The 22,456-nt window shown below is 63.4% G+C and carries 23 protein-coding genes; 8 read left to right on the top strand and 15 right to left on the bottom strand.

The genetic code is table 11. The features are described from left to right. Positions 1 to 7: 7 nt before the first annotated feature. From AC3WS7_RS01765 to mltG, 6 genes are read right to left on the bottom strand one after another with little or no spacing between them, the layout of a single operon-like run. Positions 8 to 667, bottom strand: coding sequence for an ankyrin repeat domain-containing protein (locus AC3WS7_RS01765; RefSeq protein WP_492655167.1), 660 nt, complete (start codon positions 665 to 667; stop codon positions 8 to 10). Next, a complete protein-coding gene (locus AC3WS7_RS01770; RefSeq protein ID WP_492655168.1) occupies positions 651 to 1,457 on the bottom strand; it encodes a TatD family hydrolase in 807 nt (268 codons plus the stop codon). The genes AC3WS7_RS01765 and AC3WS7_RS01770 overlap by 17 nt, the downstream gene beginning before the upstream one ends. Before the next feature lie 60 nt (positions 1,458 to 1,517). After that, complete coding sequence (locus AC3WS7_RS01775; protein WP_094480854.1) at positions 1,518 to 1,877, bottom strand: PilZ domain-containing protein; 360 nt, start codon at positions 1,875 to 1,877, stop codon at positions 1,518 to 1,520. Positions 1,878 to 1,886: 9 nt separating this feature from the next. Then, positions 1,887 to 2,903: a DNA polymerase III delta subunit-related protein gene (locus tag AC3WS7_RS01780; RefSeq protein WP_492655169.1), complete on the bottom strand. Its 1,017-nt coding sequence runs from the start codon at positions 2,901 to 2,903 to the stop codon at positions 1,887 to 1,889. Next, positions 2,900 to 3,535, bottom strand: coding sequence for a dTMP kinase (gene tmk / locus AC3WS7_RS01785; protein ID WP_296466159.1), 636 nt, complete (start codon positions 3,533 to 3,535; stop codon positions 2,900 to 2,902). Before tmk ends, AC3WS7_RS01780 begins: the two co-directional genes overlap by 4 nt. Positions 3,536 to 3,560: 25 nt before the next feature. Then, on the bottom strand, positions 3,561 to 4,544 hold the full coding sequence (mltG, locus tag AC3WS7_RS01790) for an endolytic transglycosylase MltG (protein WP_296466162.1): 984 nt from the start codon (positions 4,542 to 4,544) through the stop codon (positions 3,561 to 3,563). A gap of 46 nt (positions 4,545 to 4,590) precedes the next feature. On the opposite strand from mltG, the gene ygfZ reads away from it, so the two are divergent. Further along, the gene (ygfZ, locus tag AC3WS7_RS01795; RefSeq protein ID WP_492655170.1) at positions 4,591 to 5,526 is read left to right on the top strand and encodes a CAF17-like 4Fe-4S cluster assembly/insertion protein YgfZ; all 936 of its coding nucleotides are present in this window, start codon (positions 4,591 to 4,593) and stop codon (positions 5,524 to 5,526) included. Between the two features lie 93 nt (positions 5,527 to 5,619). Next, positions 5,620 to 6,255: a protein phosphatase CheZ gene (locus AC3WS7_RS01800; RefSeq protein WP_296466167.1), complete on the top strand. Its 636-nt coding sequence runs from the start codon at positions 5,620 to 5,622 to the stop codon at positions 6,253 to 6,255. A gap of 3 nt (positions 6,256 to 6,258) precedes the next feature. On the opposite strand, the gene AC3WS7_RS01805 is transcribed toward AC3WS7_RS01800, so the two are convergent. Next, entirely contained in the window at positions 6,259 to 7,125 is an 867-nt protein-coding gene (locus tag AC3WS7_RS01805; protein WP_492655171.1) for a YbgC/FadM family acyl-CoA thioesterase, read from the bottom strand. A gap of 13 nt (positions 7,126 to 7,138) precedes the next feature. After that, a complete protein-coding gene (locus AC3WS7_RS01810; protein WP_492655172.1) occupies positions 7,139 to 8,131 on the bottom strand; it encodes an alpha/beta hydrolase in 993 nt (330 codons plus the stop codon). Between the two features lie 54 nt (positions 8,132 to 8,185). On the opposite strand from AC3WS7_RS01810, the gene gbd reads away from it, so the two are divergent. After that, positions 8,186 to 9,322, top strand: a complete 1,137-nt coding sequence (gbd, locus tag AC3WS7_RS01815; protein ID WP_296466172.1) for a 4-hydroxybutyrate dehydrogenase — start codon at positions 8,186 to 8,188, stop codon at positions 9,320 to 9,322. A gap of 120 nt (positions 9,323 to 9,442) precedes the next feature. Here gbd and AC3WS7_RS01820 read toward each other — a convergent pair whose 3' ends face one another. From AC3WS7_RS01820 to AC3WS7_RS01840, 5 genes are all read right to left on the bottom strand, one after another. Next, complete coding sequence (locus AC3WS7_RS01820; RefSeq protein WP_492655173.1) at positions 9,443 to 10,444, bottom strand: alpha/beta hydrolase; 1,002 nt, start codon at positions 10,442 to 10,444, stop codon at positions 9,443 to 9,445. Continuing rightward, complete coding sequence (locus tag AC3WS7_RS01825; RefSeq protein WP_492655174.1) at positions 10,441 to 11,598, bottom strand: phospholipase; 1,158 nt, start codon at positions 11,596 to 11,598, stop codon at positions 10,441 to 10,443. Before AC3WS7_RS01825 ends, AC3WS7_RS01820 begins: the two co-directional genes overlap by 4 nt. 80 nt (positions 11,599 to 11,678) lie before the next feature. Continuing rightward, positions 11,679 to 12,485 carry an HDOD domain-containing protein gene (locus tag AC3WS7_RS01830; protein ID WP_492655175.1) on the bottom strand — a complete coding sequence of 269 codons (807 nt, stop codon included), beginning with the start codon at positions 12,483 to 12,485 and terminating at the stop codon, positions 11,679 to 11,681. Positions 12,486 to 12,619: 134 nt separating this feature from the next. Further along, positions 12,620 to 15,043: a Tex family protein gene (locus AC3WS7_RS01835; RefSeq protein ID WP_492655176.1), complete on the bottom strand. Its 2,424-nt coding sequence runs from the start codon at positions 15,041 to 15,043 to the stop codon at positions 12,620 to 12,622. A 156-nt stretch (positions 15,044 to 15,199) separates the two neighbouring features. Beyond that, the gene (locus AC3WS7_RS01840) at positions 15,200 to 15,856 is read right to left on the bottom strand and encodes an FxDxF family PEP-CTERM protein (protein ID WP_492655177.1); all 657 of its coding nucleotides are present in this window, start codon (positions 15,854 to 15,856) and stop codon (positions 15,200 to 15,202) included. Positions 15,857 to 15,978: 122 nt separating this feature from the next. Here AC3WS7_RS01840 and AC3WS7_RS01845 point away from each other — a divergent pair, with 122 nt between their 5' ends. Genes AC3WS7_RS01845 through AC3WS7_RS01855 form a run of 3 tightly spaced genes read left to right on the top strand, consistent with a single transcriptional unit; the run spans position 15,979 to position 19,343 of the window. Continuing rightward, positions 15,979 to 16,719 (top strand): substrate-binding periplasmic protein, encoded by a 741-nt coding sequence (locus tag AC3WS7_RS01845; protein WP_296466191.1) that lies wholly within the window; start codon positions 15,979 to 15,981, stop codon positions 16,717 to 16,719. A gap of 36 nt (positions 16,720 to 16,755) precedes the next feature. After that, positions 16,756 to 18,120 carry a glutathione-disulfide reductase gene (gene gorA / locus AC3WS7_RS01850; protein ID WP_492655178.1) on the top strand — a complete coding sequence of 455 codons (1,365 nt, stop codon included), beginning with the start codon at positions 16,756 to 16,758 and terminating at the stop codon, positions 18,118 to 18,120. 14 nt (positions 18,121 to 18,134) lie between these two features. After that, positions 18,135 to 19,343, top strand: coding sequence for a methyltransferase (locus tag AC3WS7_RS01855; protein WP_492655179.1), 1,209 nt, complete (start codon positions 18,135 to 18,137; stop codon positions 19,341 to 19,343). On the opposite strand, the gene AC3WS7_RS01860 is transcribed toward AC3WS7_RS01855, so the two are convergent. Next, positions 19,340 to 20,479 (bottom strand): HD-GYP domain-containing protein, encoded by a 1,140-nt coding sequence (locus AC3WS7_RS01860; protein ID WP_296466200.1) that lies wholly within the window; start codon positions 20,477 to 20,479, stop codon positions 19,340 to 19,342. The two genes, AC3WS7_RS01855 and AC3WS7_RS01860, sit on opposite strands and share 4 nt — an antisense overlap. Positions 20,480 to 20,616: 137 nt before the next feature. Between AC3WS7_RS01860 and AC3WS7_RS01865 the strand changes: the two genes are divergently transcribed. Then, entirely contained in the window at positions 20,617 to 21,126 is a 510-nt protein-coding gene (locus AC3WS7_RS01865) for a DUF1993 domain-containing protein (RefSeq protein ID WP_492655180.1), read from the top strand. A 127-nt stretch (positions 21,127 to 21,253) separates the two neighbouring features. Here the strand turns inward: AC3WS7_RS01865 and AC3WS7_RS01870 are convergent, their stop codons facing one another. Continuing rightward, entirely contained in the window at positions 21,254 to 21,415 is a 162-nt protein-coding gene (locus AC3WS7_RS01870) for a hypothetical protein (RefSeq protein WP_296466206.1), read from the bottom strand. A gap of 81 nt (positions 21,416 to 21,496) precedes the next feature. Here AC3WS7_RS01870 and AC3WS7_RS01875 point away from each other — a divergent pair, with 81 nt between their 5' ends. Next, positions 21,497 to 22,453 carry a histone deacetylase family protein gene (locus AC3WS7_RS01875; RefSeq protein ID WP_492655181.1) on the top strand — a complete coding sequence of 319 codons (957 nt, stop codon included), beginning with the start codon at positions 21,497 to 21,499 and terminating at the stop codon, positions 22,451 to 22,453. Positions 22,454 to 22,456 lie beyond the last annotated feature (3 nt).

Here is a 22,456-nt window from a genome sequence, read left to right on the forward strand (position 1 = left end):
GAGTCTTCTACCAAGCCCCCTTGGGGCGTCTGGCCCGGATGAAGGCCGCGATGATCGTGGTGGAATCTGTTTTTTTAACGCGCTCTGCAAAGTCGATGGCCGTCAATCCTAGGTCGTTTTTGATGGTGGGGTCTGCGCCAGCTTCCAGCAGCAATTTGACGGCGGAGGCGTTGCCGTACATGGCGGCCATCATCAATGGAGTTGATCCGTTGGGCGAGGCTGCGTCGATATAGGCGTGTTGATCCAGCAGCAGCTGCATCACCGCAATATGGCTTGCAGTGGCGGCGTAGTGCAAAGGCGCCCATCCCGACTTGTTCACATCGGCATCGCGTTCGATCAACAGTGCGCACAATTCAGCGTACCCGCGCAATGCGGCCAACATCAACGGACTTTCATCCTGCGCATTGCGGACCTCAACTTTGAGGTCCGGGTGGCGCACGAGTAAGGCGGCAACGTTGGGTGCAGGCACTTTCAGCGCGGCCATCAGTGCGGGAACCCCATTGGGATTGGGGGTGTTAGGGTCGAACCCGCGCTCCAGAAGCTGGCCAATCACGATGGGGTTGTCGGCTTCCAATGCCAGAAAAAAGTCTTCGTATGATCCTGCTCTTGCAGAGCTAAACCCAATTAAAACAAATAGATAAATGAGATTCTTAAACTGATTTCTCATGATCATTTGGATGAAATAAAGCATCGAAATTGGCACTACTGATCTGGGCGATGGTCTGCACATCGCAGCCCTTGAGGGCTGCCAGTGTTTGCGCTACGTACGGCACGTAGGACGGATTATTGGTCTTGCCACGGTAGGGAACCGGTGCCAAGTAGGGGCTGTCAGTCTCGATTAGCAAGCGGTCCATGGGGACCAAGGCAGCTACATCCCGAATGGCCTGTGCACTCTTGAACGTCAAGATGCCGGAAAAAGAGATGTAAAAACCCAGGTCCAGTGCTGCCTTGGCCACCGCCATGTCTTCGGTAAAGCAGTGGAACACCCCACCCGCGCACCCTGCTCCACCGGTTTCACCCTGCTCGCGCAGCAGGGCCAGCGTATCGTCCGACGCACTGCGGGTGTGGATGACCAAGGGTTTTTGCACTGTACGTGCCGCCTGGATATGGCGGCGAAAGCGCTCGCGTTGCCACTCCATATCGGCAACCGTGCGCTCGCCCAGTCGGTAGTAATCCAAACCGGTCTCTCCAATGGCGATCACTTTGGGCAGAGAGCCCAGGCGCACCAACTCCGCCACACTGGGCTCGGTCACCCCTTCGTTGTCCGGATGAACACCAGCGCTCGCCCAGATGTGTGCGTGTGCCAAAGCCAAGGCATGGACTGTTGAAAACTCTTCGAGTGTGGTGCAGATGCACAGGGCGCGGTTCACCTGAGCTTGGGCCATGGCTATCTGAATAGCGGGCCAATCAGCTACCAACTCCGGAAATGTCAGGTGGCAGTGGGAATCGGTAAACATGGGAATCCATCTCTCAAAACTGCAGCTGCGCTGCAGCTGGCCCGTTGAACGGGCCCGGTGTTACACGGTTTGTGTGGGGCGGTCAGACGCCATATGGGCACCCAGAATCTCTTCAATTTTTAGCTTGAGCTGGCGTGACTTTTCGTCTTTGGGAAACAAAATGCCCACGCCCTGGGTGCGGCCGCCCGAGGCCTTGGGCGGTGTGACCCAAGCTACCTTGCCGGCTACCGGGTAGCGCTGAACGTCTTCCGGCAAGGACAGCAGCACATACACATCATCGCCCAAGGTGTATTCCCGGGTAGTCGGAATGAATACACCGCCTTCGGTAAACATGGGGATGTAGGCGGCATACAAGGCAGCTTTCTCCTTGATGGAGAGCTGGATGACACTGGGGCGGGCGGTGGCGGGGTTGGTGCTCATGGTCGCGACTTAATGCCCTGAGTTTAGGGCCGATTGGGCTTGGCCGACAAGCGCCTCGACCATCAGGCCCGCGTTGAAGGGGTGGTCCATGGTTTTCATGGCATGGGAAAGGGCCTTGCTCCAGCGCCCCAGCACCGGCATGGGAATGCACAGTGCGCCCAAATCCTTGGGTTCAAAGAAGCGGGGTGTTGCGCCGCACAACTTGGCCATCAGGTCGTGGCAGAGCTTGTGCTGGGCATCGATGATCTGCGATGCGGTCCAGTCTTTCACTGCAGCTGTGTCGCCGAGGGCCATGGCACGGGGAAAGGCCGCCCAGGCCAAAGGATCGCGACCGGACTCGGCAAAGAGCAGAGCATCGGCAGGTCGGCCCCCGGTAGCCTGTAGCAATAACCGCGCGCGCGCCGCGTCCAACCCCTGGGTTTGCAACCATTGCACGCCCTCCTCTGCACCGGGCCAAAGCATGGTGTGACCTATGCAGCGACTTCGGATCGTAGGCAGCAGTTGGTGGGCCGATTCGCTGGCCAGCACAAACCGCACATCACCAGCAGGCTCTTCCAGAGTTTTGAGCAAGGCATTGGCGGTGATGGCGTTCATGTTCTCGGCCGGAAAAACGACCACCACCTTGCCACGACCGCGTGCACTCGTGCGCTGGGCAAACTCGACCGCGTCGCGCATGGCGTCCACGCGGATCTCCTTGCTGGCCTTGCGTTTTTTGTCGTCAATCTCACCCTGCGCCTTCTCGCTCAGTGGCCAGCCCAACTCCATCATGGTGGTTTCGGGCATCAGCATGCACAGGTCGGCATGGGTGCGCACTTCAATGGCATGGCAGCTGCCGCATTCGCCACACGCACCTCGTGGACTCGGGTTTTCACACAGCCAGGCACGGGCCAATGCAAGTGCCAAGGGGTACTGTCCCAGACCGGAAGGCCCCTGCAATAACCAGGCGTGGCCACGCTGCTCCAGCAGGGTGTGCACCTGGGCCTGAATCCAGGGGGCCAGGGCGTTGTTTTTGCCAGGCTCGCTCATGGTTGCAGGACTCCGCGTTCACGCAAGGCGGCTTGCACATCCAGCCACACCGCCGCAGGCGTCTGGTGTGCGTTGATGCGGGCAAAACGGGCGGGGTCTTCCGCCTGACGGCGCGCATAGCCCGTTGCTACGCTCTCGAAAAAAGCAATCGGTTGTGATTCGAATTTGTCGGGCACCCGGGCACCCGCCAGCCGCTCCGCAGCCACCGCCGGCGGCAGGTCAAACCAGACCGTGGTGTGGGGCTGTAGCAAACCGGCCTGGTCCGGGCCTTGCACCCACTGTTCCAGCTGTCGCAGCACCTGCCAGTCAAACCCGCGCCCGCCACCCTGGTAGGCAAAGGTGGCGTCGGTGAAGCGGTCGCACAGCACCACCTCCCCCCGCGCCAGCGCCGGCATGATCACGCGCTGCACATGGTCGCGCCGTGCTGCAAATACCAGCAGCGCCTCTGTCATCGGGTCCATGCTGTCGTTCAACACCATATGGCGCAGCTGCTCAGCCAGTGGTGTTCCGCCCGGCTCGCGGGTCAGGGTCAGTGCCCTGCCTTGGGCGCGCAAGGCGTCAGCGAGTGCTTGAATATGGGTGGATTTGCCCGCGCCGTCGATGCCTTCAAAACTGATGAAAAGTCCGCTCATGCCGTCCCTGTGCTTGCGTCTGGCGCTACTGGCCGCGCTGGTATTTGTTGACTGCCCTATTGTGCGCGTCCAGCGACTCGCTGAACTCGCTGCTGCCGTCGCCGCGCGCCACGAAGTACAAAGCCTTGCTGGCTGCGGGCTGCACGGCTGCCAGTAGCGCCGCTTTGCCCGGCATGGAAATTGGGCTTGGGGGCAGCCCCTCTCGGGTGTAGGTGTTGTATGCCGTGTCCGCTAGCAGATCAGCGCGGCGCAAATTGCCATCAAACGACTCACCCAGCCCGTAGATGACGGTAGGGTCAGTCTGCAGGCGCATGCCAATCAGGAGGCGGTTATTAAACACCGCCGAAATCAGGGGCTGGTCGCTGGTTTTGCCGGTTTCCTTCTCGATGATGCTGGCCAGTACCAAGGCATCCTCCGGCGTTTTGAGTGGGACCTGCGGGTTGCGTAACGACCATGCCGCCTCCAACTGCTGGTCCATGGCGCGCAGTGCGCGCTGCAGGACCGCCAAGTCGCTGGAGCCTTTGGCATAGGTATAGGTATCAGGGAAAAAGCGGCCTTCCGGATGCACCCCGGGGCGGCCCAACTGGGCCATAAGTGCCTGGCTGGACAGGCTGGTAGTTTCGGATTGCAAATGCGCAGCCTTGCGCAAGGCCTCGCGCACTTGCCTGAAGTTCCAGCCCTCGACCAGCGTCACCGTGCGCAGGGCCTGGTCGCCCTCAACCAGCTTGCGCAGCAGGCTGTGGGGCGTGCTGCCTGCTTCTATTTCATAGCTACCGGCCTGGATCGCGCGGGACTGGCCTGAAAGCCGGAACCACCCGTACAGCAGGCTGGGGTTGGCCTGCACGCCGGCCTGTGTCAGCGCATTGGCCACCTGGCGGGCGCTGGCCCCCGGTGCAATGGACACATCCACAACCGGCGCGCTGAGCGCCAGCGGCGACTGTACCCAGACATAGCCCGCCCCCAGCAACCCCAAAGCGGTGAGTAGCACCGCAGCAAAAAACAAGCGCACAGCCCTACTTCCCGTCAGTCATCAAAAGCGGAATGATAATTCAGCCATGAGCATGCAGCCCTCCTCCACCTCACCTCTTGCCACCCTCAATGGTGTGGCCCGCCTGGACCACTTGGGCGTGATCCAGATCGAAGGCGAAGACGCCGCCAAATTCATCCACGGCCAGCTGACGCACGACTTTGCGCTGTTGGACCTGGGCAGCGCACGGTTGGCCGCGTTTTGCTCGGCCAAGGGCCGCATGCAGGCCAGCTTCATTGGGTTCAAACGCCCGGCCGGTGACATCCTGTTGGTGTGCAGCAGAGATTTGTTGGCCCCCACGCTCAAGCGCCTGTCCATGTTCGTGATGCGTGCCAAGGCCAAACTCAGCGATGCCAGCGAACGTTTTTCTATCTACGGATTGCTTGGGGATGCTACAAAAAATGTAGCTGCTAGCGCAGGTGTGGCATGGGCTAAGGCTGATTTTGATGCTGAATCCGTGGTCCAGCTGTACCCGGCGGATGGCACACCACGGCAGCTCTGGGTGGCGCCAGTGGGTACCGCAGTACCGCAGGGCGAGGCCTTGGCGCTGGAGACCTGGCTGTGGAGCGAGGTACGCAGCGGCGTCGCGACCCTGAGCCAACCGGTGTTCGAGGCCTTTGTCCCACAGATGCTGAATTACGAGTCGGTGGGGGGCGTGAGCTTCAAGAAGGGCTGCTACCCCGGCCAGGAAGTGGTGGCGCGCAGCCAGTTCCGCGGCACGCTCAAGCGCCGAGCGTTTGTAGTACACAGCGCCGGAGAGCTACAAGTCGGCCAAGAAATTTTCACCCCAACAGACACGAGCCAACCCGTGGGCACGGTGGTACAGGCGGCCAGGGCCCCTGGCGGCGGCATGGATGCCATCGTGTCCTTGCAACTGGCGGCACTGGAAACTGGGCCTCTGCTTGCCGCAGATTCCGAGTTGCAGCTGCTTCCCCTGCCCTATCTTTTGCTCGAAGACATATAAAGCGCTGTTTTTCTGCGAGTTGACGCCACGGGGCCGGCGGCTGGACTCATAATAAACACGCCATATAACGCGTCGGGAAGGGATTGTTTTTTTATGTCAACGCCGCTTAGCAAAGAAGAAGCATTTGCCCGACTGGGCGCTATTACCCGCGAAATGCATGAGGCATTGACGGTGCTAGGCGGAAACCAGTTGAGCGCCATCGTCGAGGAAATCCCGAATGCCCGTGACCGATTGGCCTATGTTGGCAAGATGACCGAAGACGCGGCCAACAAGGTTCTGACCTTGGTGGAAACTGCCAAACCCGAGTGCGATGACTTGGCCACCCGTGGCGTGGAACTGGGCGAATCGCTGGCCCGCTTGGCGGCCTCCTCCGACATGAGTGTGGACAAGGCCCGCGGCCTGATGGTGGTCTGTGGCAAGTTTGCCCAAAGCACCGCAAAGTTTGCCGATGGCCAGGGCGCGGTGCTCAGCGACATCATGATGGCGCAGGATTTTCAGGACCTTTCGGGTCAGGTGATCAAGAAGGTCATAGACATCATCACCCGCACCGAAATGCAGTTGGTGCAACTGCTGGTCGACAGCTCACCCGCCGCGCCTTCCAGTGCTGCTCGGAGCAGCGGCACCGAGCCGGTGACTGTGGACAACCATGTGCTTGAAGGCCCCCAAACGGCCGACAGCGCCCTCAAGCAGGACGATGTGGACGACTTGTTGGCCTCGCTGGGCTTTTAGTCTTCACGCCAAAGTCCGTACCATCTCTTGGTGCGCGATGCCGGCTTCCACAAATACCGGGCCGCACGGCACAAAACCCTCCCGGGCATAAAAACCCTCTGCGCTGCATTGGGCATGCAGCATCACCTCGGTGTCACCACGCGCACGCGCTGCCGCCATCAGGGCGCGCAGCACCTGCAAGCCCAGTCCCGAACCCCGCAGCACCCGGTGGCTTGCCATGCGCCCAATGCGGGCCACCCCTGGTGCATGCACCAGCATGCGGCCACTGGCCACCACCTGGCCCAGTGCGTTGTGCACCAGCGCGTGGACCGCGTCGGCGTCGGCTTCATCCCACACCAACTGCTCGGAAATAGCCTGCTCTTCCACAAACACCGCGCGGCGCAAAGGTGCAATGCGAGCACCCCAGGTGTGCCAGTCCCCGACGGCTGTGTGGGTCAAGGCCTGCCCAGCCGTCTGCGCGGTAAACGCCTGGCGCAAAGCCTCGGGCACGGGGCGCGAGGTCTGGCTGACAGGGTCGGCAAACACATACAGCAGCTCGCCAGACACCAGCAGCGTATCGCCCCGAAAAATGCCGCCTTCAAACACCATGGACGAGTTGCCCACGCGCGCGCAGCGCAGGCCAATGTGCAGCATGTCGTCGTAGCGGGCTGAGGCGTGGTACTCCAGCGTGGATTTCTTCACATACATGTCGCCGCCCAGCAGCGCCATGCTCTCCTGGTAAGGCATGGCCAGCGCGCGCCAGTAGTCGCCCATGGCAGTATCCAGATACATCAGGTAATGGGCGTTGAACACGATGTGTTGCATGTCCACCTCGGCCCAGCGCACGCGCAGGGGGTGGAAGAAACGGAAATCAGAGCGTTGCAGGTGCATGGTGGTGTGTCGTTCAGGAAATGGAAAAAGCTTGGCGCAGTGCCCGCGCTGCATCGGCATGTGCGGTGGCAGCTTCGGGAATGGCACGGCCCATCTTGATGAATTCGTGGACCATGCCGCGGTAGATCTCCAGGTCCACCGGTACGCCGGCCATGCGCAGGCGGTCGGCGTAGGCCACGCCCTCGTCTACCAGTGGATCACATTCCGCCAGGCCCACCCAGGCGGGCGCTACGCCGCCCAGATCGACCTCGTATCCGTCCGGCCCCTTGCCATCCAGCGGGGCAAAGCGCCAGTCGTTGCGGTCGTCCGGGGTACGGATGTATTGCTCGAAGAAGTAGGTGATATGCGGCTCCTCAATCACAAAACCCGCAGCAAAGGTGCGGTGCGAGGGCGTGTCCTGGTGGCCGGCACAGCCGGGGTAGAACAGCAGCTGCAAGGCCAGCGGCATTCCCACGTTGCGTGCCTCGATGGCGCAGGCCGCGGCCAGGGTACCGCCCGCGCTGTCACCCCCCAGGGCCATGCGGGTGGCCTCCAACTGGCGTGAGGCACCTTCACGTGCAACCCACTGCACCACGTCCCAGGCATCGTTGTGGGCAGTGGGGAATTTGCTGTCGGGCGCCAGCCGATAGTCCACCGAGAGCACCGCGCAATGGCCCAGGTGGGCCAGGCGTCGGCACAGGCCGTCGTGGGTGGTGACACTGCCCACGGTAAAGCCGCCGCCGTGAAAATACAGCAACACAGGCAACTTGCCCGCGGCAGGCGCGTAGTGGCGCACCGGAATGGCAAAACCATCGCGCGCAGTGACCGTAAAGTCCTCCACTCGCGGCAGCTTCTGGGTGGGGAGCTCCAGCACATGGGCACCGGCAGCGTAGGCAGCGCGCGCCTGGTCGGGGCTCAGGGCATGCATGGGCACGTGGCCGGCGCGGGCGATGCGGTCCACCACGCTGCGCATGGCGGGGGTCAACAGGGCACGCGGGTTGGCGTGGCGGTCATGGTGGTGACTCATGGGAACGTGGCTTCTTGCTACAGTGTTTTTTTCAATCCTACACGTGGAGCACGTATGGCCTTCATCTACTACGTAACCCAGATCCAGTTTGAGTGTGGTGCCGTGCGCCTGCTCCGGCAAGAGTGCGAGCGTGTGGGCATCACCCGCCCCCTGATCGTGACGGACCAGGGCGTGAAGGCCGCCGGCATTGTGCAAAAAGCACTCGATGCCCTGCCCGGCCTGACTGTCGAAGTCTTTGACCAGACGCCCTCTAACCCCACCGAAGCTGCCGTGCGCGCTGCAGCGGCGATGTACGTGGCCAAGGGCTGCGACGGGCTCATTGCCGTGGGCGGCGGCTCAGCCATCGACTGCGCCAAAGGCGTGGCCATCGCCGCCACGCACGAAGGCCCCCTCACCCACTACGCCACCATTGAAGGCGGCTCGGTGCGCATCACGGATCGCGTGGCCCCGATCATCGCCGTGCCCACCACCAGTGGCACCGGCAGCGAGGTAGCACGCGGCGCCATCCTCATCGTGGACGACCACCGCAAGCTGGGCTTTCACAGCTGGCACCTGGTACCCAAGACCGCCATTTGTGACCCCGAGCTCACCCTGGGCCTGCCACCCAAGCTGACCGCCGCCACCGGCATGGATGCGATTGCGCACTGCATGGAAACCTTCATGGCCCCCGCGTTCAACCCGCCGGCCGATGGCATTGCGCTGGACGGCCTGGAGCGCGCCTGGGCCCATATTGCCCGCGCCACCCAGACCGGCAGCGATGTGGAAGCCCGCACCCAACTCATGAGCGCCAGCATGCAGGGTGCCATGGCATTCCAGAAAGGGCTGGGGTGCGTGCATTCGCTGAGCCACAGCCTGGGTGGTGTGGACCCGCGCCTGCACCACGGCACGCTTAATGCCATGTTTTTGCCTGCCGTGGTGGCCTTCAACGCGCAGGCGGAATCGGTCCAGAGGGACAAGCGCCTGCAGCGCATGGCCCACGCCATGGGCCTGGGTTCCGCCAGCGACATGGGAGAAGCCATCAAGGACATGAACGCCCGCCTGGGGCTTCCGACCGGCCTGGCTGCCATGGGCGTGGATGCTTCGCAGTTCGACCAGATCATCACGGGCGCCCTGGCCGACCATTGCCACAAGACCAATCCACGCATTGCCACGGCGGACGAGTACCGCGGTCTGTTGTACGCCTCACTCTGAGGGGGGCCGCAGCGCGCTGCATTTTCTTTCCAGACATGGCATAGCCAAGGCACCTACCCACGCCTGCTCCCGCCCATATGCCAGCTGGGCGGCTGCGTACGCAGGTCTTGGCGTTCTGGCCTAGCGCAGCCGACTGGCCAGCGCGGGTGACAGGCTGGACAAAAATCCTTCCACCGCGGCGGTGTAGTCGCCGGGCAGTCCCAACTGTTCGTTGATATCCCCGTGGCTCAGGTCTTGCGGCAGCACCTGGGCTCGCACTTGCAGCTGGCTGGCATGGGCTGCAAAAGCGCGCGCCTGGTCGCAGGACTCGGTGCGACGGCTGGAGCACACCGCCAGCAACGGTTTGGCCCCTGCTTGCAACTGCTGCAGCGGGGAGACTGCCCGCCAGAAGGCGGGGTCGGTGCCAAACGCGGGGTCGTAAAGTTTGTAGTGTTTGCCTTGCATGATGGGTGCGACATCCAGTGCCGCACTGTCCAGCGCCACGGTGCCCAGCCAGGGTTTGGTACCCGCCTCGTTGCCCAGCGTGGAAGAAGCCGCCAGCAAGGCCACCAAATGCGCGCCCGCTGAATGCCCCATGAGGACAAACTGCTGCGGATCCGCGCCCCAACTGGCTGCCCGGGTTTGGGCGAAGGCCAGAGCCTGGGCCACGTCGTGCACCTGGTCCAGCGGATCGGCGTCGGGCAGCAAACGGTTGTTGATGGAGACAAACACAATGCCCTTGGGCAACCAGCGCGCCGTTTTGTTGTCCACCACATTGCCCATGCGCTTGTCCCCCACGCGCCACGCGCCGCCGTGCACCATGAAAATGACGGGGGCCAGGCCCGGCGCCAGGGCCTGGGCAGGCAGGTAAACGTCCATGCGCTGCTTCGCATCGCTGCCGTAGGGCACGTCACGCAGTACCTTGCGGTGTGCGGTCTGCTGGGTCGCATGGTGGTCCCCATAGGGGTTGTCCAGCGCTTGCTCCCTGCCTGCGGGGCCCGGTTCGCCGGGGCGGGTTTCCGCCTGGGCCGCCCGTCGCTCCTTGAGGCGTTCCAGCAAGGGGCCGGCCGAGGCTGCACTGCCGGTCAGTACCAGCGCAGCTATCAGGGCAAAGGCAAAGTGACTCGCAGCAGGAGGGTTCATAGAGGGCGTACCAGGTTCATGTCGGGCTTGTCCAGCCAGGCGATGAACTCGTCCACCATCTGCTGGCTCGCGCGGGTGGCGGCTGTCCACGCCTTCACCCGTCCTGCCAGATCATTGCCATAGTGCGTAAAGTCTGTTCGGTCTGGAAGTTTGCTGTTCGGTAAAGTTTTCACCCATTCGGGGTTGGGCGCCAGCAGCACCATGGTGTCCAGAAATGCGGTGGAGCCGTGGCGCCACTTCAGTCCCTTGTCCAGCCACCCCGGCACCACGCTTTTCTGGAAGTGGGGGTACAGGACCAGTCCTTTTGCATCAAATGTGCCTCTGGCCCCCGTGGATTCTGCGCGAGTAGCTCCTGTTTTTATAGCATCCCTGGCGCCGGGGTAGTTCAGGTGCAGGTGGTAATCGGTGATGCCGCCGTCCCAGTAGGCGCCCTGTGGGGCGCCGGGGATGTTGTGGATGGCTTTGAGCACAAAGGGGATCGAGCAGCTCGCCTGCAGGGCGGGCTTGAAGTTGGCTTCGCTCAGCGCCACCTGGCGCGTGCGGTAGTCCCCCGTGGCAAAGGGCAAGGGGGCACACAAGCCGCCCGATGCCGCATGTGGGCTGGAAAACACCACCCGCTCCAGCCAGGCGCCCATGGCCCGGCGGTGCACGGTGTTGGTCAAAAAGGCACCCAAATAGCCCAGTGGCGTGCGCAGGCTGTGCTCGGTGTGCAGCAGGTGGCGCCCGCGCGAGGTCACGATGTGCAGCCGGTAACGCGGGTGTTGCAGCACCTCGGGCACCCGGCCACCATAAAAGGCTTGCAGGCTTTGGCCAAAGGTTTCACTCACCTGCTCTGCACGCACGCGCTTTTGGCCTGGCGCCAATTCGTAGTGCTGGTGGATGTAGTCGTGCTCCAGCCGCGCAAACGCGGCGGCCGGGTCGTTCAGGCAGGCGCTGGCCATGCGCCATGCGCCAATGGAGGCGCCCACCAGATCCACCGGTTGCTGCGAGCGCGTGAGCCAGTCGCCAAAAATAAAGCGATCCAGCGGCCCGAGGATCAGGCCCTTGGGTCCCCCGGCTGCGCCTGGGATTGTGCGAATGTGTTCGGGCTGCAGCCCGTGGGCAGTCAGCGCCGCCCGGGCTTTGGGGCCCGCGTATATGTGAAGTGCCTGCATCTAAGAATTCAATCGAAAAACACCTGTTGACCGGTGGACCAGGCTTGAGTGCCGCCGGGCCGCCCCAAGGCGCGAGGGCCTCATGTATACGCTGCCCAGTCAAACGGGTCTTGTTGCAGCACCATGTCGATATCCAGCCCGAGGGCCAGACCCACGGAGCCGGGAAAGGTGACCGCCAGGCCACGCTGGGTGAGCTTGGCCTCTTTGCCGCGGGCGCGCCAGGCTGCCAGGTGAATCACCCCGGCCAGCGGCTCGTAGACATGGTTCTCAAAGGGGGCGTACTGGTGCTCCAGCGCATCCACCATGGGCTGCGGAAAATGCCACATGCGGGCGTAGCCTGCGCCCACACTGGCGTAGCAGTAGCCCAGCAGCTTGCGCTCCTGCGTGGCCCGGTTCATGCCTAGCGGGTGCACGTCTTCGTCCAGCGCCGCGGTGATGTCGGGCATGGCCAGGTGCATGGCCAGTTCGCCCACGGCATGGATCAGCCCGCAGGTAAAGGCGGCCTGCTGGTTCAGCCGTACCACCCCTGCCAGCGAGCGCGAGACCCGCGCCACATTCAGGCTGTAGTCCCAGAACTGCTGTAGCTGGATGCCTGGCACCGCCTTGAGCGACGCTCCGGTGGCCGCGGCCTGCGCCATGGTGCGCACCTGGTTCAAGTCCAGCAGGGCCAGTGCCTCCGAGACGCTGCTGATGCGGCCCGAGAGTTGAAAAGACGGGGAGTTGCCCAGTTGCAGCAGCCGGGTGGTCAGCGCCGGGTCGGTGCTGATGAGTTGGGTCACCTTCTTGAGGTCAATTTCCGGACGTTCCAGCTCACTGAGCAGCAGTGCCACCACTTTGGGGATGCTGGGCAGATTGAACTGCTGCTCCAGCAATGCACTGAGTTTCATGGCCACGGTCTCCTCAACCAACTTTTGGGGATGTGCCGATTATCTATCCCTGCGCGGCCGCCTGCGTCACAAAAGCGAAACCCCGCAGCCGCGGGGTTTCGCAATGGAGGCCACTGGGCCCTTGCGGGGCCGGTCTAGCGCTTGAGCTTGGCAAACGCCGAGGCCATGGCGGAGTTGCCCGAGGGGGCGTTGTCGCGGTAGCTGCCTTGCTGGCGCTCACCCCGTGCGGGCCCCTGGTAGCGGTTGTCCCCTGCCCGGTCTTTGCTGCCCGCGGGTGCGGCACCAATCTTCATGGTCAGGCTGATGCGCTTGCGCGCCACGTCCACCTCTTGCACCTGCACCTTGACGATGTCGCCGGTCTTCACCACCTCGCGCGCGTCGTTGACAAACTTGTGCGCCAACTGGCTCACATGCACCAGGCCGTCCTGGTGCACGCCCAAGTCAATGAAGGCGCCGAACTGGGCCACGTTGCTCACCGTGCCTTCCAAAATCATGCCTTCCTTCAGGTCGGCGATGTCTTCCACGCCGTCGTTGAAACGCGCCACCTTGAAGTCCGGGCGCGGGTCGCGGCCGGGTTTTTCCAGTTCGGTGAAGATGTCCTTGACGGTGATGACACCGAACTGCTCGTTGGCAAACAGCTCGGGGCGCAAGGTCTTGAGCATGTCGGCGCGGCCCATGATCTCGGCCACCGGCTTGCCGGTCTTGGCGATGATCTGTTCGATCACGGGGTAGGTTTCGGGGTGCACACCGGTCATGTCCAGCGGGTTGCTGCCGCCGCGAATGCGCAAAAATCCAGCGCTCTGCTCGAAGGTCTTGGCGCCCAGGCCGGTGACCTTCATCAGGTCCTGGCGGCTGCCGAAGGCGCCATTGGCTTCGCGCCAGCGCACCACCGCCTTGGCCACGGTGCCGGACAGGCCAGACACGCGGGAGAGCAGCGGCACGCTGGCCGTGTTCAGGTCCACGCCCACCGAGTTCACGCAGTCTTCCACCACCGCGTCCAGCGTTTTGGCCAGCTCGCTCTGGTTCACATCGTGCTGGTACTGGCCCACGCCAATGCTCTTGGGGTCGATCTTCACCAGCTCGGCCAGCGGGTCTTGCAGGCGGCGGGCAATCGATGCCGCACCGCGCAGGCTGACGTCCACATCGGGCATCTCTTGCGACGCAAATTCGCTGGCGGAGTAGACCGAAGCCCCAGCTTCGGACACCACCACCTTTTCAATCTTCAGCTCGGGAGCCCCGGCCTGCGCGCTCATTTTGCCGAGCAACTTGATCAGGTCGCCCGCCAGCTTGTCGGTCTCGCGGCTGGCAGTGCCGTTGCCAATGGCGATGAGGTTGACGCCGTGCTTGGCGCACAGCTTGCCCAAGGTGTGCAGCGAGCCTTCCCAGTCTTTGCGCGGCTCGTGGGGGAATACGGTGGTGGTATCGACCAGTTTGCCGGTGGCATCCACCACGGCCACCTTCACCCCGGTGCGGATGCCAGGGTCCAGGCCCAGCACCACGCGCGGGCCGGCCGGGGCGGCCAGCAACAGGTCACGCAAGTTGTCTGCAAACACCTTGATCGCCACTTTCTCGGCATCTTCGCGCAGGCGGGCAAACAGGTCGCGTTCGGTGGACAGGCTGAGCTTCACTTTCCAGGTCCAGCCCACGCATTTGCGGATCAGGTCGTCCGCCGCGCGGCCCTGGTGGCTCCAGCCCAGCTTCAGGGCGATGCGGCCTTCGGCCAGGGAGATTGCGGGGGGCGCTATCTTTTTAGGAGCTGCTGACACAGAAGCCACGGGGGCTGGAGGCATATTTGACTCGGGAAGTACCAGTTTGGCATCCAGAATGTCCAGCGCACGGCCCCGGAACACGGCCAGCGCACGGTGGCTCGGTACCCGGCCAATCGGTTCGTCGTAGTCGAAGTAGTCGCGGAACTTGGACACGTCGGCGTTGTTCTCGTCCTTGCCTTCGGCCAGCTTGCTTTGCAGCAGGCCCTCGTTCCACAGCCAGGCGCGCAGGTCCTGCACCAGCACCGGATCTTCGGCCCAGCGCTCGGACAGCAAATCGCGCACACCGTCCAGCACGGCGAACACGGTGGAGAAATCGGGTTGCTTGTCGGCAATCTGTTCCGGCGTCAGTGGCGGCTTGAGGTAGGCCAGTGCTGCCTCGGCGGGCACCAGCGTGGGGTCGGCAAACAAGGCGTCGGCCAGCGGCTCCAGTCCGGCTTCCCGGGCCAACTGGCCCTTGGTACGGCGCTTGAGCTTGAAGGGCAGGTAGATGTCTTCCACTTCCTGCTTGGTGGCAGCGTTGTGGATGGCGGCCATCAACACGGGTGTGAGCTTGCCCTGCTCGTCAATGGCTTTGCACACCGCTTCCTTGCGGTCGGCCAGCTCGCGCAGGTAAGAGAGGCGGGTTTCCAGCTCGCGCAGCTGGATGTCGTCCAGCCCGCCGGTCACTTCCTTGCGGTAGCGGGCAATAAACGGGACGGTGGCACCTTCGTCCAGCAGGGCCACGGCGGCCTCGACTTGCTGGGGACGAACCTGGATTTCTTGCGCGATCTGCGCGATGATTTTCTGCATGGGGACGGGCTAACGCTGACAGAGATGGGACGGCTGCGCGGGGCAGCAGGCTGCTGAATTAAGGGCGAGAGTTTGCCACAGCCATTGCCCCGCCTTGTATTTGGCGACCAAGCTGCCCCCGTCCCCCGGGGCCTTGGGTGCGAGGGCCCGCAGGACTTATGCCTGGGACGCCCGGGATGCGCTGGTTTGGGCTGCTTTGCGACGGCGCGCCAAGACCCCCACAGCCCCCAGGCCCAGCAGCATCATGGCGTAGGTCTCTGGCTCTGGCACGGCGGAGACAAAGGTGACGCCCACCACAAAATCGTCCCAGTCGCCCAGCTTGGAGGAGCCCGCAGAGTCGTTGTAGCCCAGGATGAACTGGTAGTTGCCGGACTTGGCGCCCGTGGCCCCCGTGATCAGGCCGATCGAGGTTCCGGAGTCCCAGCTTCCGCCGTTGTAGGCAAATTTCCCGCTGATGCCTTCGAACCAGAAGTTCAGGTCGCCGGGGCCGATGGAGGCGGACACCGCGCTGCCCACGGCTTGGCTTTCCAGCAAAGTCTGCCCAGGGCCGCCCAGGTACATGCTGAAACTGTCCAGATAGCTGGATTCTTGCCCCAAATAGGTGAAAGTGACGGTACCCGCTTGGTCTGACACCAGCTTGCCCAGCGTCACCGATGTGCCGACAGCCATGGCGTTGAGGCCTGCAATACCGTCAAAAACCTCAGTTCTGGCAACGACCGGGTTCGATGCAATCTGCACAAAAGACAGGCCGGCGTGTGCGGCGTTTGCCAGCATCAGCCCAGCTGCGGCCAGCAGCGTGTACCTCATGTTCATGCCATTCTCCTCGGGGTGGTTTACATACGCTTACAACTCTTGGTTCATTCTGGGCTGCGGTCCGGATTTCTCAATAGCCCGTTCGGACTAGTCTTTCTGCGGAGGCGCGTAAACTGCAGACCATGCCTTGGTTCCACACCCTGATCGTCAGTGCCTGTTGCTACTTGCTGGCACTGGGTAGCGCGGGTGCCGTGGAATTGCGGGTGGGTTTTGGCCTGACCAAACCGCCCTACGTGCTGGAGTCTGGCAAGGAGGGCCTGGAGGTGGAGATTGCCGAGCAGGCCCTGGCCGCTGGGGGCTACCGGATGGTGGGGCTGCAGTTTCCACCGGCACGGGCCTTGGCCATGCACCGGGCCGGTCAGCTGGACGTGCTGCTGACCGTTGACGAGGGCATAGGCGGCAACGACTACTTTTCCGACCCCTACATCGTCTACCAGAACGTGGCCATCACGCTGAGTTCGCGCAATCTGCAGATCAAACGGGTCGAAGACCTGGCCAACCATTCGGTGGCAGCTTTCCAGAATGCCGAAGTGATTTTGGGTGAGCGTTTCAAGACCCTGGTGCTCAACCACTCCCAGTACAAAGAGTACCCGCAGCAAATCATCCAGAACAACCTGCTCTACACCCAACGTGTGGATGTGGTGGTAGGCGACCGGCGCATCTTCCGCTATTTCAGCACCCAACTGGGCCCCAAGGTGGATGTGAGTCAACCCGTCACCATCCACCCCATTTTCCCGCCCAACCCGCGCAAGGCGGTGTTCAAGGACTCGGTCATCCGCGACCGTTTCAACGCGGGCCTCAAAACCATCCAGGCCAACGGCGTGTACGACGCCATTCTGAAGAAGTACGCGGGTCAGTTGTAATCCAGCATCGGCACCGCAGCCCACACGAGGGAACCTATGGAGCAGTTTGATCTGATCGTCATCGGGGGCGGCTCCGGCGGCGTGCGCGCAGCGCGCATTGCTGCCAACCACGGTGCGCGCGTGGCGCTCGCCGAGGAATACCGCATGGGCGGCACCTGCGTGATCCGCGGCTGCGTACCCAAAAAGCTGATGGTCTATGCCTCGCGCTTTGCGCAGGAGTTTGAAGAGGCTGCCGGTTTTGGCTGGCTGGTGGATGCGCCCCGCTTTGACTGGGCCACGCTCAAGACCCGGCGTGACGCCGAGGTGGCGCGCCTGGAAGGCATTTACCGCAGCAACCTGCTGAACGCCGGTGTGCAGATTCTGGAAGGCCGGGCGACCCTGCTGGATCGCCACACGGTGATCCTGCCGAATGGCCAGCGCTTTCAGGCCAAACACATTTTGATAGCAAGCGGCGCACAGCCGGCGCGGGGTCCTGACATTCCGGGCCATGAATTGGCGATTGACTCCAATGGCTTCTTTGACCTGCCCACCCTGCCCCGGCGCGTGGTGGTGCAAGGTGCGGGCTATATCGCGCTGGAGCTGGCCTGTGTGCTGCATTTGCTGGGGGCAGACGTGACGGTGGTGGTGCGTGGTGAGCAGATCCTGCGCGGCTTTGATGACGAACTGCGCCAGCACTTGGCGACAGAAATGGCCCACAGCGGCCTGCAGTTCCGCTTTGGCCGCGAAGTGCAGACCATTGCCCGCGTAGGCGATGCGTTGCAGGTGCACCTGGACAACGGCGACACCCTGGCCACCGACTGCGTGCTGCGCGCACTGGGCCGAGGGCCCAACACCCAGGGCCAGGGCCTGGAGGGCGTGGGCATCACGCTGGACGCCCAGGGTGCCATCCCCGTCGACGACTTCAGCCAGACCACGGTGCCCAACATCTATGCCGTGGGCGATGTGACCAACCGCGTCAACCTTACGCCCATGGCCATCCGCGAGGGCCATGCCTTTGCCGACACCGTGTTTGGCAGCACCCCGCGCCGTGTGGACCACACGCTGGTACCCACGGCGGTGTTCACCACACCCGAGGCTGGCGTGGTGGGGCTGACCGAGGAGCAAGCCTTGAAAAGTCACCCACGACTGGACGTGTACCGTGCCGTGTTTCGCCCGCTGAAGGCCACGTTGTCCGGCCACACGGGCAAGATGCTGCTCAAACTGCTGGTGGACCGCGACACCGACCGCGTGTTGGGCTTCCATGCCGTAGGACCGGACACGGGCGAAATGGCCCAACTGGTGGGCGTGGCCCTGCAACTGCAAGCGACCAAGGCCGCGCTGGATGCTACGCTCGCGGTCCACCCCACGGCCGCTGAAGAGCTGGTCACCATGCGCACGCCAGCCGTGCGCCACAACCTCTAAGGCCTCCTCTCCCCATGCAGCCCTCCCATATCCACTGGACCGAAGCGGGCCAGGCCTGTTCTGCGCTGTGGCGCTCCGAGCGCGGTGCCGCGCCCCCCAAACGCGTGGTGCTGGCCGACGACACCACCACGGCCGATGACGCCTACCACCTGGCCTGCGAAGGCACCGCCCTGCTCTGGCGCGGCGATTTCCAAAATGCCCGCCAGCTGCTGCAGGCACTGGCCCGGCGCATTGACAAGACCCCGCAGCGCAAACAACGCGCGGCCAAGGGCGCGGCCCTCCACAAACCGCCCGCCTCGGCGGCCGAGGGCTTCAACCTGCACCGCCAGGCCCAGTCGCAGCGGGCCCGCGTGCTGGCCATGGTGCTGCTGCCTTTTAATGCCGACTACAGCATTCCGCTGCGCCGCGCGCCCGATGCACGCCAGGCCTGTACCGAGGCCTGGGGCCCGGTGGCCGCCGCCGATGGCGCCTGTGTGGCCACACTGCGCGACCTGCTGGGCATGACTAGCGCACACGAGTGGCGCAAAAAGGGCGTGGAGATACCCGCACTGGGCGCGGCGCCCAACAACCGCATCCATCCCCACTACGGCGTGTTCTCCCCCGTGCGCGGCGAGTATGTGGACCTGGTAGCCACCACCCCGCTGCCGGTGCTGCTGCCCGCCGCACTGGCACTGGGGGCCACTCTGGTGGCGTTTGACATCGGCACCGGCACTGGCGTGTTGTCGGCCGTGCTGGCGCGGCGCGATGTGGCCACCGTGGTGGCCACCGACCAGGACCCGCGTGCCCTGGCCTGCGCCCGGGCCAATCTGGACCAACTGGGCGTGGCGGCCCAGGTCACCCTGTTGCAGGCCAACCTGTTCCCCGAAGGGCTGGCCTCGCTGGTGGTGTGCAACCCGCCGTGGCTGCCGGCGCGGCCCAGCTCGCCCATTGAATACGCGGTGTACGACGAAAACAGCCAGATGCTGCTGGGTTTTCTGAATGGCCTGGTGGCCCACCTGGCGCCGGGTGGCGAAGGCTGGTTGATCCTGTCGGACCTGGCCGAGCACCTGGGTCTGCGCAGCCGCGAGGAGCTGCTGGCCGCCTTTGCCGCAGCCGGGCTGCAGGTGCTGGGCCGGCATGATGCCAAGCCCCTGCACCCCAAGGCCACGGAGGGCACTGACGCCTTGCACGCAGCGCGTGCGGCAGAGGTCACCTCCTTGTGGCGCTTGGGCGCCCTGCACTAAGCTGCGGGTCGGTCTGCCAGGCGCACCTGGATGGCGTGGCGCTCCGTGGCCGCGGACATGAGCGCGTGCACACAATCGCCATCGAGGCGGCCCAGCGCCACCTCTTTGGACAACTCGGTGGCAATGGCCTCTTCGGTCCAGGGCTCTTTGTACGGTCTGCGGTTGGACAAGGCATCGTAGACATCGGCCACCGCCACAATGCGGGCCTCCATCGGGATGTCTGCCATGTGCAGGCCGCGCGGGTAGCCAGAACCGTCGCCCCGTTCATGGTGGCCGGCAACAATGTTGCGCATGACTTCGGTGGCCAGGCTGGTGCCCAGGTTCATCTCTTGTGCCATTTGGGCGATGATCGATTCGCCAATCTCCACATGGCGGCGCATGGTCACCCACTCGTCGGCATCAAGCTTGCCGGGTTTGAGCAAGACTTTGTCTGGAATTCCCACTTTGCCAATGTCGTGCAAAGGGGCAAACAAATGCACGTATTCCACAAACTCGTCGTCCAGGCCGTGTTGTGGCGCCAAACTGCGCGCCATCAACTGGGAATAAGCCGCCATGCGCTCCAGGTGTTGCCCCGTCTCCAGGTCGCGAATACGGGCCAAGCCGCTGGCCAAGTTCACCGTGCCCACCAAACTGTGCACCACTTGCAGCTGCAACAGGTAGAGCTGCGAAATCAGATTGGCAAACACCTCCAGAAACGCCGTGGTGTCTGCATCAAAAGCCTGGGGGATTTTGGAGTCAAAGAACAAAAAGGCGGCCAGGTGATCGCCGTGGAACACCGGCACCGTGAAGCTGGAGTGGTAGTCGCGCTCCTTGAGCCAATCGGTGTGCGCGCGGTGTGACTGAAAGTTATCGGCTATGTCATCCACCACCCGGCACTGGCGGTTTTGTGCCAGCACCATCAGCGATGGAACCTCCGCCAGCTTCGCCTGGTAATGGGAGAGTTTGACCCCGTCCAGGTTGCTGCTCACAAAGGTTTGCAATTCGTCGGTATCTGGGGAGTAAGTTGCCAAGGCCACACGGTCTATGGCGGGATAGCGTGAGCACACGACTGCGTGCACGGTGCGTAATTGTTCGGTCAGGTTGCCGGCAGAAAAGCCTGCGTGTGCAGAGAGTTGCTGAAGCCGTGGAGTATTCATCGCGTCAGCTGGGGAGTTGTCGTGCGGCCCATGATGCAGAGAAACACCGAGTCTGACAAGCACGAAAGCCCACCAGCGGGCAGAAAAACGCAAAGCTTGTTAGGCTCGGCCTCCCTTCATGTTTGAGAATTTTTCCCGTGACCGACGCCCTCTACACCGCCTCCATCCCCGTTTTCAAGCAGATGCTGCAAGCCCTGAGCGGCGTGCTGCACAAGGCCGAGGAACATGCCACCGCCAAGAAGATCGACCCCAACGCCCTGCTGCAGGCGCGCCTGTACCCCGACATGTTCCCGCTGCTGCGCCAGGTCATGATTGCCAGCGACTTTGCCAAAGGTGCCGCCGCGCGCCTGGCCGGTGTGGACGTGCCGGTGATGCCCGACACCGAACTCACCTTTGCCGAGCTGCAAACCCGCATTGCCACGGTGGTGAGCTTTATCGATGGCCTGGATGCCCAGCTGTTTGAGCAAGCCCACAGCCGCGAAATCGTGATCCAGGCCGGCACCCCGCGCGAGCGCCGCTTTGACGCCTCCACCTACCTGCTGCACTACGCCATTCCCCAGTTCTTCTTCCACGTGACCACCGCCTACGCGCTGCTGCGCCACAACGGTGTGGAAGTGGGCAAGAAAGACTACATGGGTGTCAAATAATGCTATGCATTCAGTAGCTGCTCACGCAGCATCCATGCGGGCTACAGCCACTTTTGATGCCTAAAAGTAAAAAGGCCCTCGTTTGAGGGCCTTTTGCATGGGGACACCCTGTGCAGGGTGTCAGGGCTTAGCTGTGACGCTTGCCGGGGTTCTTTTTGCTGCGGGTAGCAACACCACGCTCCAGGCTGATGCGTTGGCCGCGGCCGCCGGTGGGCAGGGTGTAGCCAGGCAGGGGCTTGGGGGCGGGAGTGGCTTTGCGGTCGGCTTCGGTAACGATTTTGTTGCCCATGGAACTATCCTGTTGGTTGGTGTGAAAACGCGTATTTTCTCACTTTTTTTGAAGGCCTTTGCCGTTTGCCACAATCCCCGCATGCAGGCCTTCTATTCCGACCAGTTTGTACTCCCCTTGCCCGAAGGCCATCGCTTCCCCATGGCCAAGTACCGCATGCTGCGCGACCAGTTGGCGGCGCACCTGCCCGCCGTGCGCTTGACCGAGGCGCCGGCCGCCACGCGTGGCGAACTGGCGCTGGTGCACACACAGGCCTACATCGACGCGATTCTGGAGGGTACGGCCGCGCCCGCGGTGCTGCGCGAGATTGGTTTCCCCTGGAGCCCGGCCATGGCAGAGCGCGCCCGCCGCAGCGTGGGCGCCACCGTGGCCGCAGCCCGCGTGGCGTTGAACGAAGGTTTGGCGGCCAACCTGGCCGGCGGAACCCACCACGCCTATGCCGACAAGGGGGGCGGCTTTTGTGTGTTCAACGACGTGGCCGTGGCCGCACGTGTGCTGCAGGCCGAATGGGGCCGTACCCGCCTGGTCGACGGCCGCCACCGCCCTGCCCTGCAGGTGGCGGTGATTGACCTGGACGTGCACCAGGGCAATGGCACCGCGCATATCTTTCGCAACGACGCCAGTGTGTTCACGCTGTCGCTGCATGGGGACAAGAACTTTCCGTTTCGCAAAGAGGCGGGTGACCTGGATGTGCCGCTGCCCGATGGCTGTGGGGACGCCGACTACCTGGCCGCCCTGGAGCAAGCCCTGCTCACGCTGGACGGCCAGTGCCAGCCCGGTGTGGTGTTTTACCTGGCCGGTGCCGACCCGCACGAGGGCGACCGCCTGGGGCGCCTCAAGATCACGGCCGATGGCCTGGAGGCGCGCGACCGGCGTGTGATGGCGTGGTGCTGGCAGCGCCGCATTCCGCTGGTGTTCACCATGGCGGGCGGCTACGGGGTGAACATCGAGGACACCGTGCAGGTGCAACGCACGACCTATGCCGTGGCACTGGACTATTGGCGGCGCTGGCAGGCGGATGCCGCGCGGGCGGCCTGAGGG

This window comes from Rhodoferax sp. EU05-FHT12H12, assembly GCF_058791215.1.

Bases quoted from the DNA above. Each gene is read 5' to 3' on its own strand.
- AC3WS7_RS01765 (WP_492655167.1), bottom strand. From the start codon at position 667: ATGAGAAATCAGTTTAAGAATCTCATTTATCTATTTGTTTTAATTGGG.
- AC3WS7_RS01770 (WP_492655168.1), bottom strand. From the start codon at position 1,457: ATGTTTACCGATTCCCACTGCCACCTGACATTTCCGGAGTTGGTAGCT.
- AC3WS7_RS01775 (WP_094480854.1), bottom strand. From the start codon at position 1,877: ATGAGCACCAACCCCGCCACCGCCCGCCCCAGTGTCATCCAGCTCTCC.
- AC3WS7_RS01780 (WP_492655169.1), bottom strand. From the start codon at position 2,903: ATGAGCGAGCCTGGCAAAAACAACGCCCTGGCCCCCTGGATTCAGGCC.
- tmk (WP_296466159.1), bottom strand. From the start codon at position 3,535: ATGAGCGGACTTTTCATCAGTTTTGAAGGCATCGACGGCGCGGGCAAA.
- ygfZ (WP_492655170.1), top strand. From the start codon at position 4,591: ATGAGCATGCAGCCCTCCTCCACCTCACCTCTTGCCACCCTCAATGGT.
- AC3WS7_RS01800 (WP_296466167.1), top strand. From the start codon at position 5,620: ATGTCAACGCCGCTTAGCAAAGAAGAAGCATTTGCCCGACTGGGCGCT.
- AC3WS7_RS01805 (WP_492655171.1), bottom strand. From the start codon at position 7,125: ATGCACCTGCAACGCTCTGATTTCCGTTTCTTCCACCCCCTGCGCGTG.
- AC3WS7_RS01810 (WP_492655172.1), bottom strand. From the start codon at position 8,131: ATGAGTCACCACCATGACCGCCACGCCAACCCGCGTGCCCTGTTGACC.
- gbd (WP_296466172.1), top strand. From the start codon at position 8,186: ATGGCCTTCATCTACTACGTAACCCAGATCCAGTTTGAGTGTGGTGCC.
- AC3WS7_RS01820 (WP_492655173.1), bottom strand. From the start codon at position 10,444: ATGAACCCTCCTGCTGCGAGTCACTTTGCCTTTGCCCTGATAGCTGCG.
- AC3WS7_RS01825 (WP_492655174.1), bottom strand. From the start codon at position 11,598: ATGCAGGCACTTCACATATACGCGGGCCCCAAAGCCCGGGCGGCGCTG.
- AC3WS7_RS01830 (WP_492655175.1), bottom strand. From the start codon at position 12,485: ATGAAACTCAGTGCATTGCTGGAGCAGCAGTTCAATCTGCCCAGCATC.
- AC3WS7_RS01835 (WP_492655176.1), bottom strand. From the start codon at position 15,043: ATGCAGAAAATCATCGCGCAGATCGCGCAAGAAATCCAGGTTCGTCCC.
- AC3WS7_RS01840 (WP_492655177.1), bottom strand. From the start codon at position 15,856: ATGAACATGAGGTACACGCTGCTGGCCGCAGCTGGGCTGATGCTGGCA.
- AC3WS7_RS01845 (WP_296466191.1), top strand. From the start codon at position 15,979: ATGCCTTGGTTCCACACCCTGATCGTCAGTGCCTGTTGCTACTTGCTG.
- gorA (WP_492655178.1), top strand. From the start codon at position 16,756: ATGGAGCAGTTTGATCTGATCGTCATCGGGGGCGGCTCCGGCGGCGTG.
- AC3WS7_RS01855 (WP_492655179.1), top strand. From the start codon at position 18,135: ATGCAGCCCTCCCATATCCACTGGACCGAAGCGGGCCAGGCCTGTTCT.
- AC3WS7_RS01860 (WP_296466200.1), bottom strand. From the start codon at position 20,479: ATGAATACTCCACGGCTTCAGCAACTCTCTGCACACGCAGGCTTTTCT.
- AC3WS7_RS01870 (WP_296466206.1), bottom strand. From the start codon at position 21,415: ATGGGCAACAAAATCGTTACCGAAGCCGACCGCAAAGCCACTCCCGCC.
- AC3WS7_RS01875 (WP_492655181.1), top strand. From the start codon at position 21,497: ATGCAGGCCTTCTATTCCGACCAGTTTGTACTCCCCTTGCCCGAAGGC.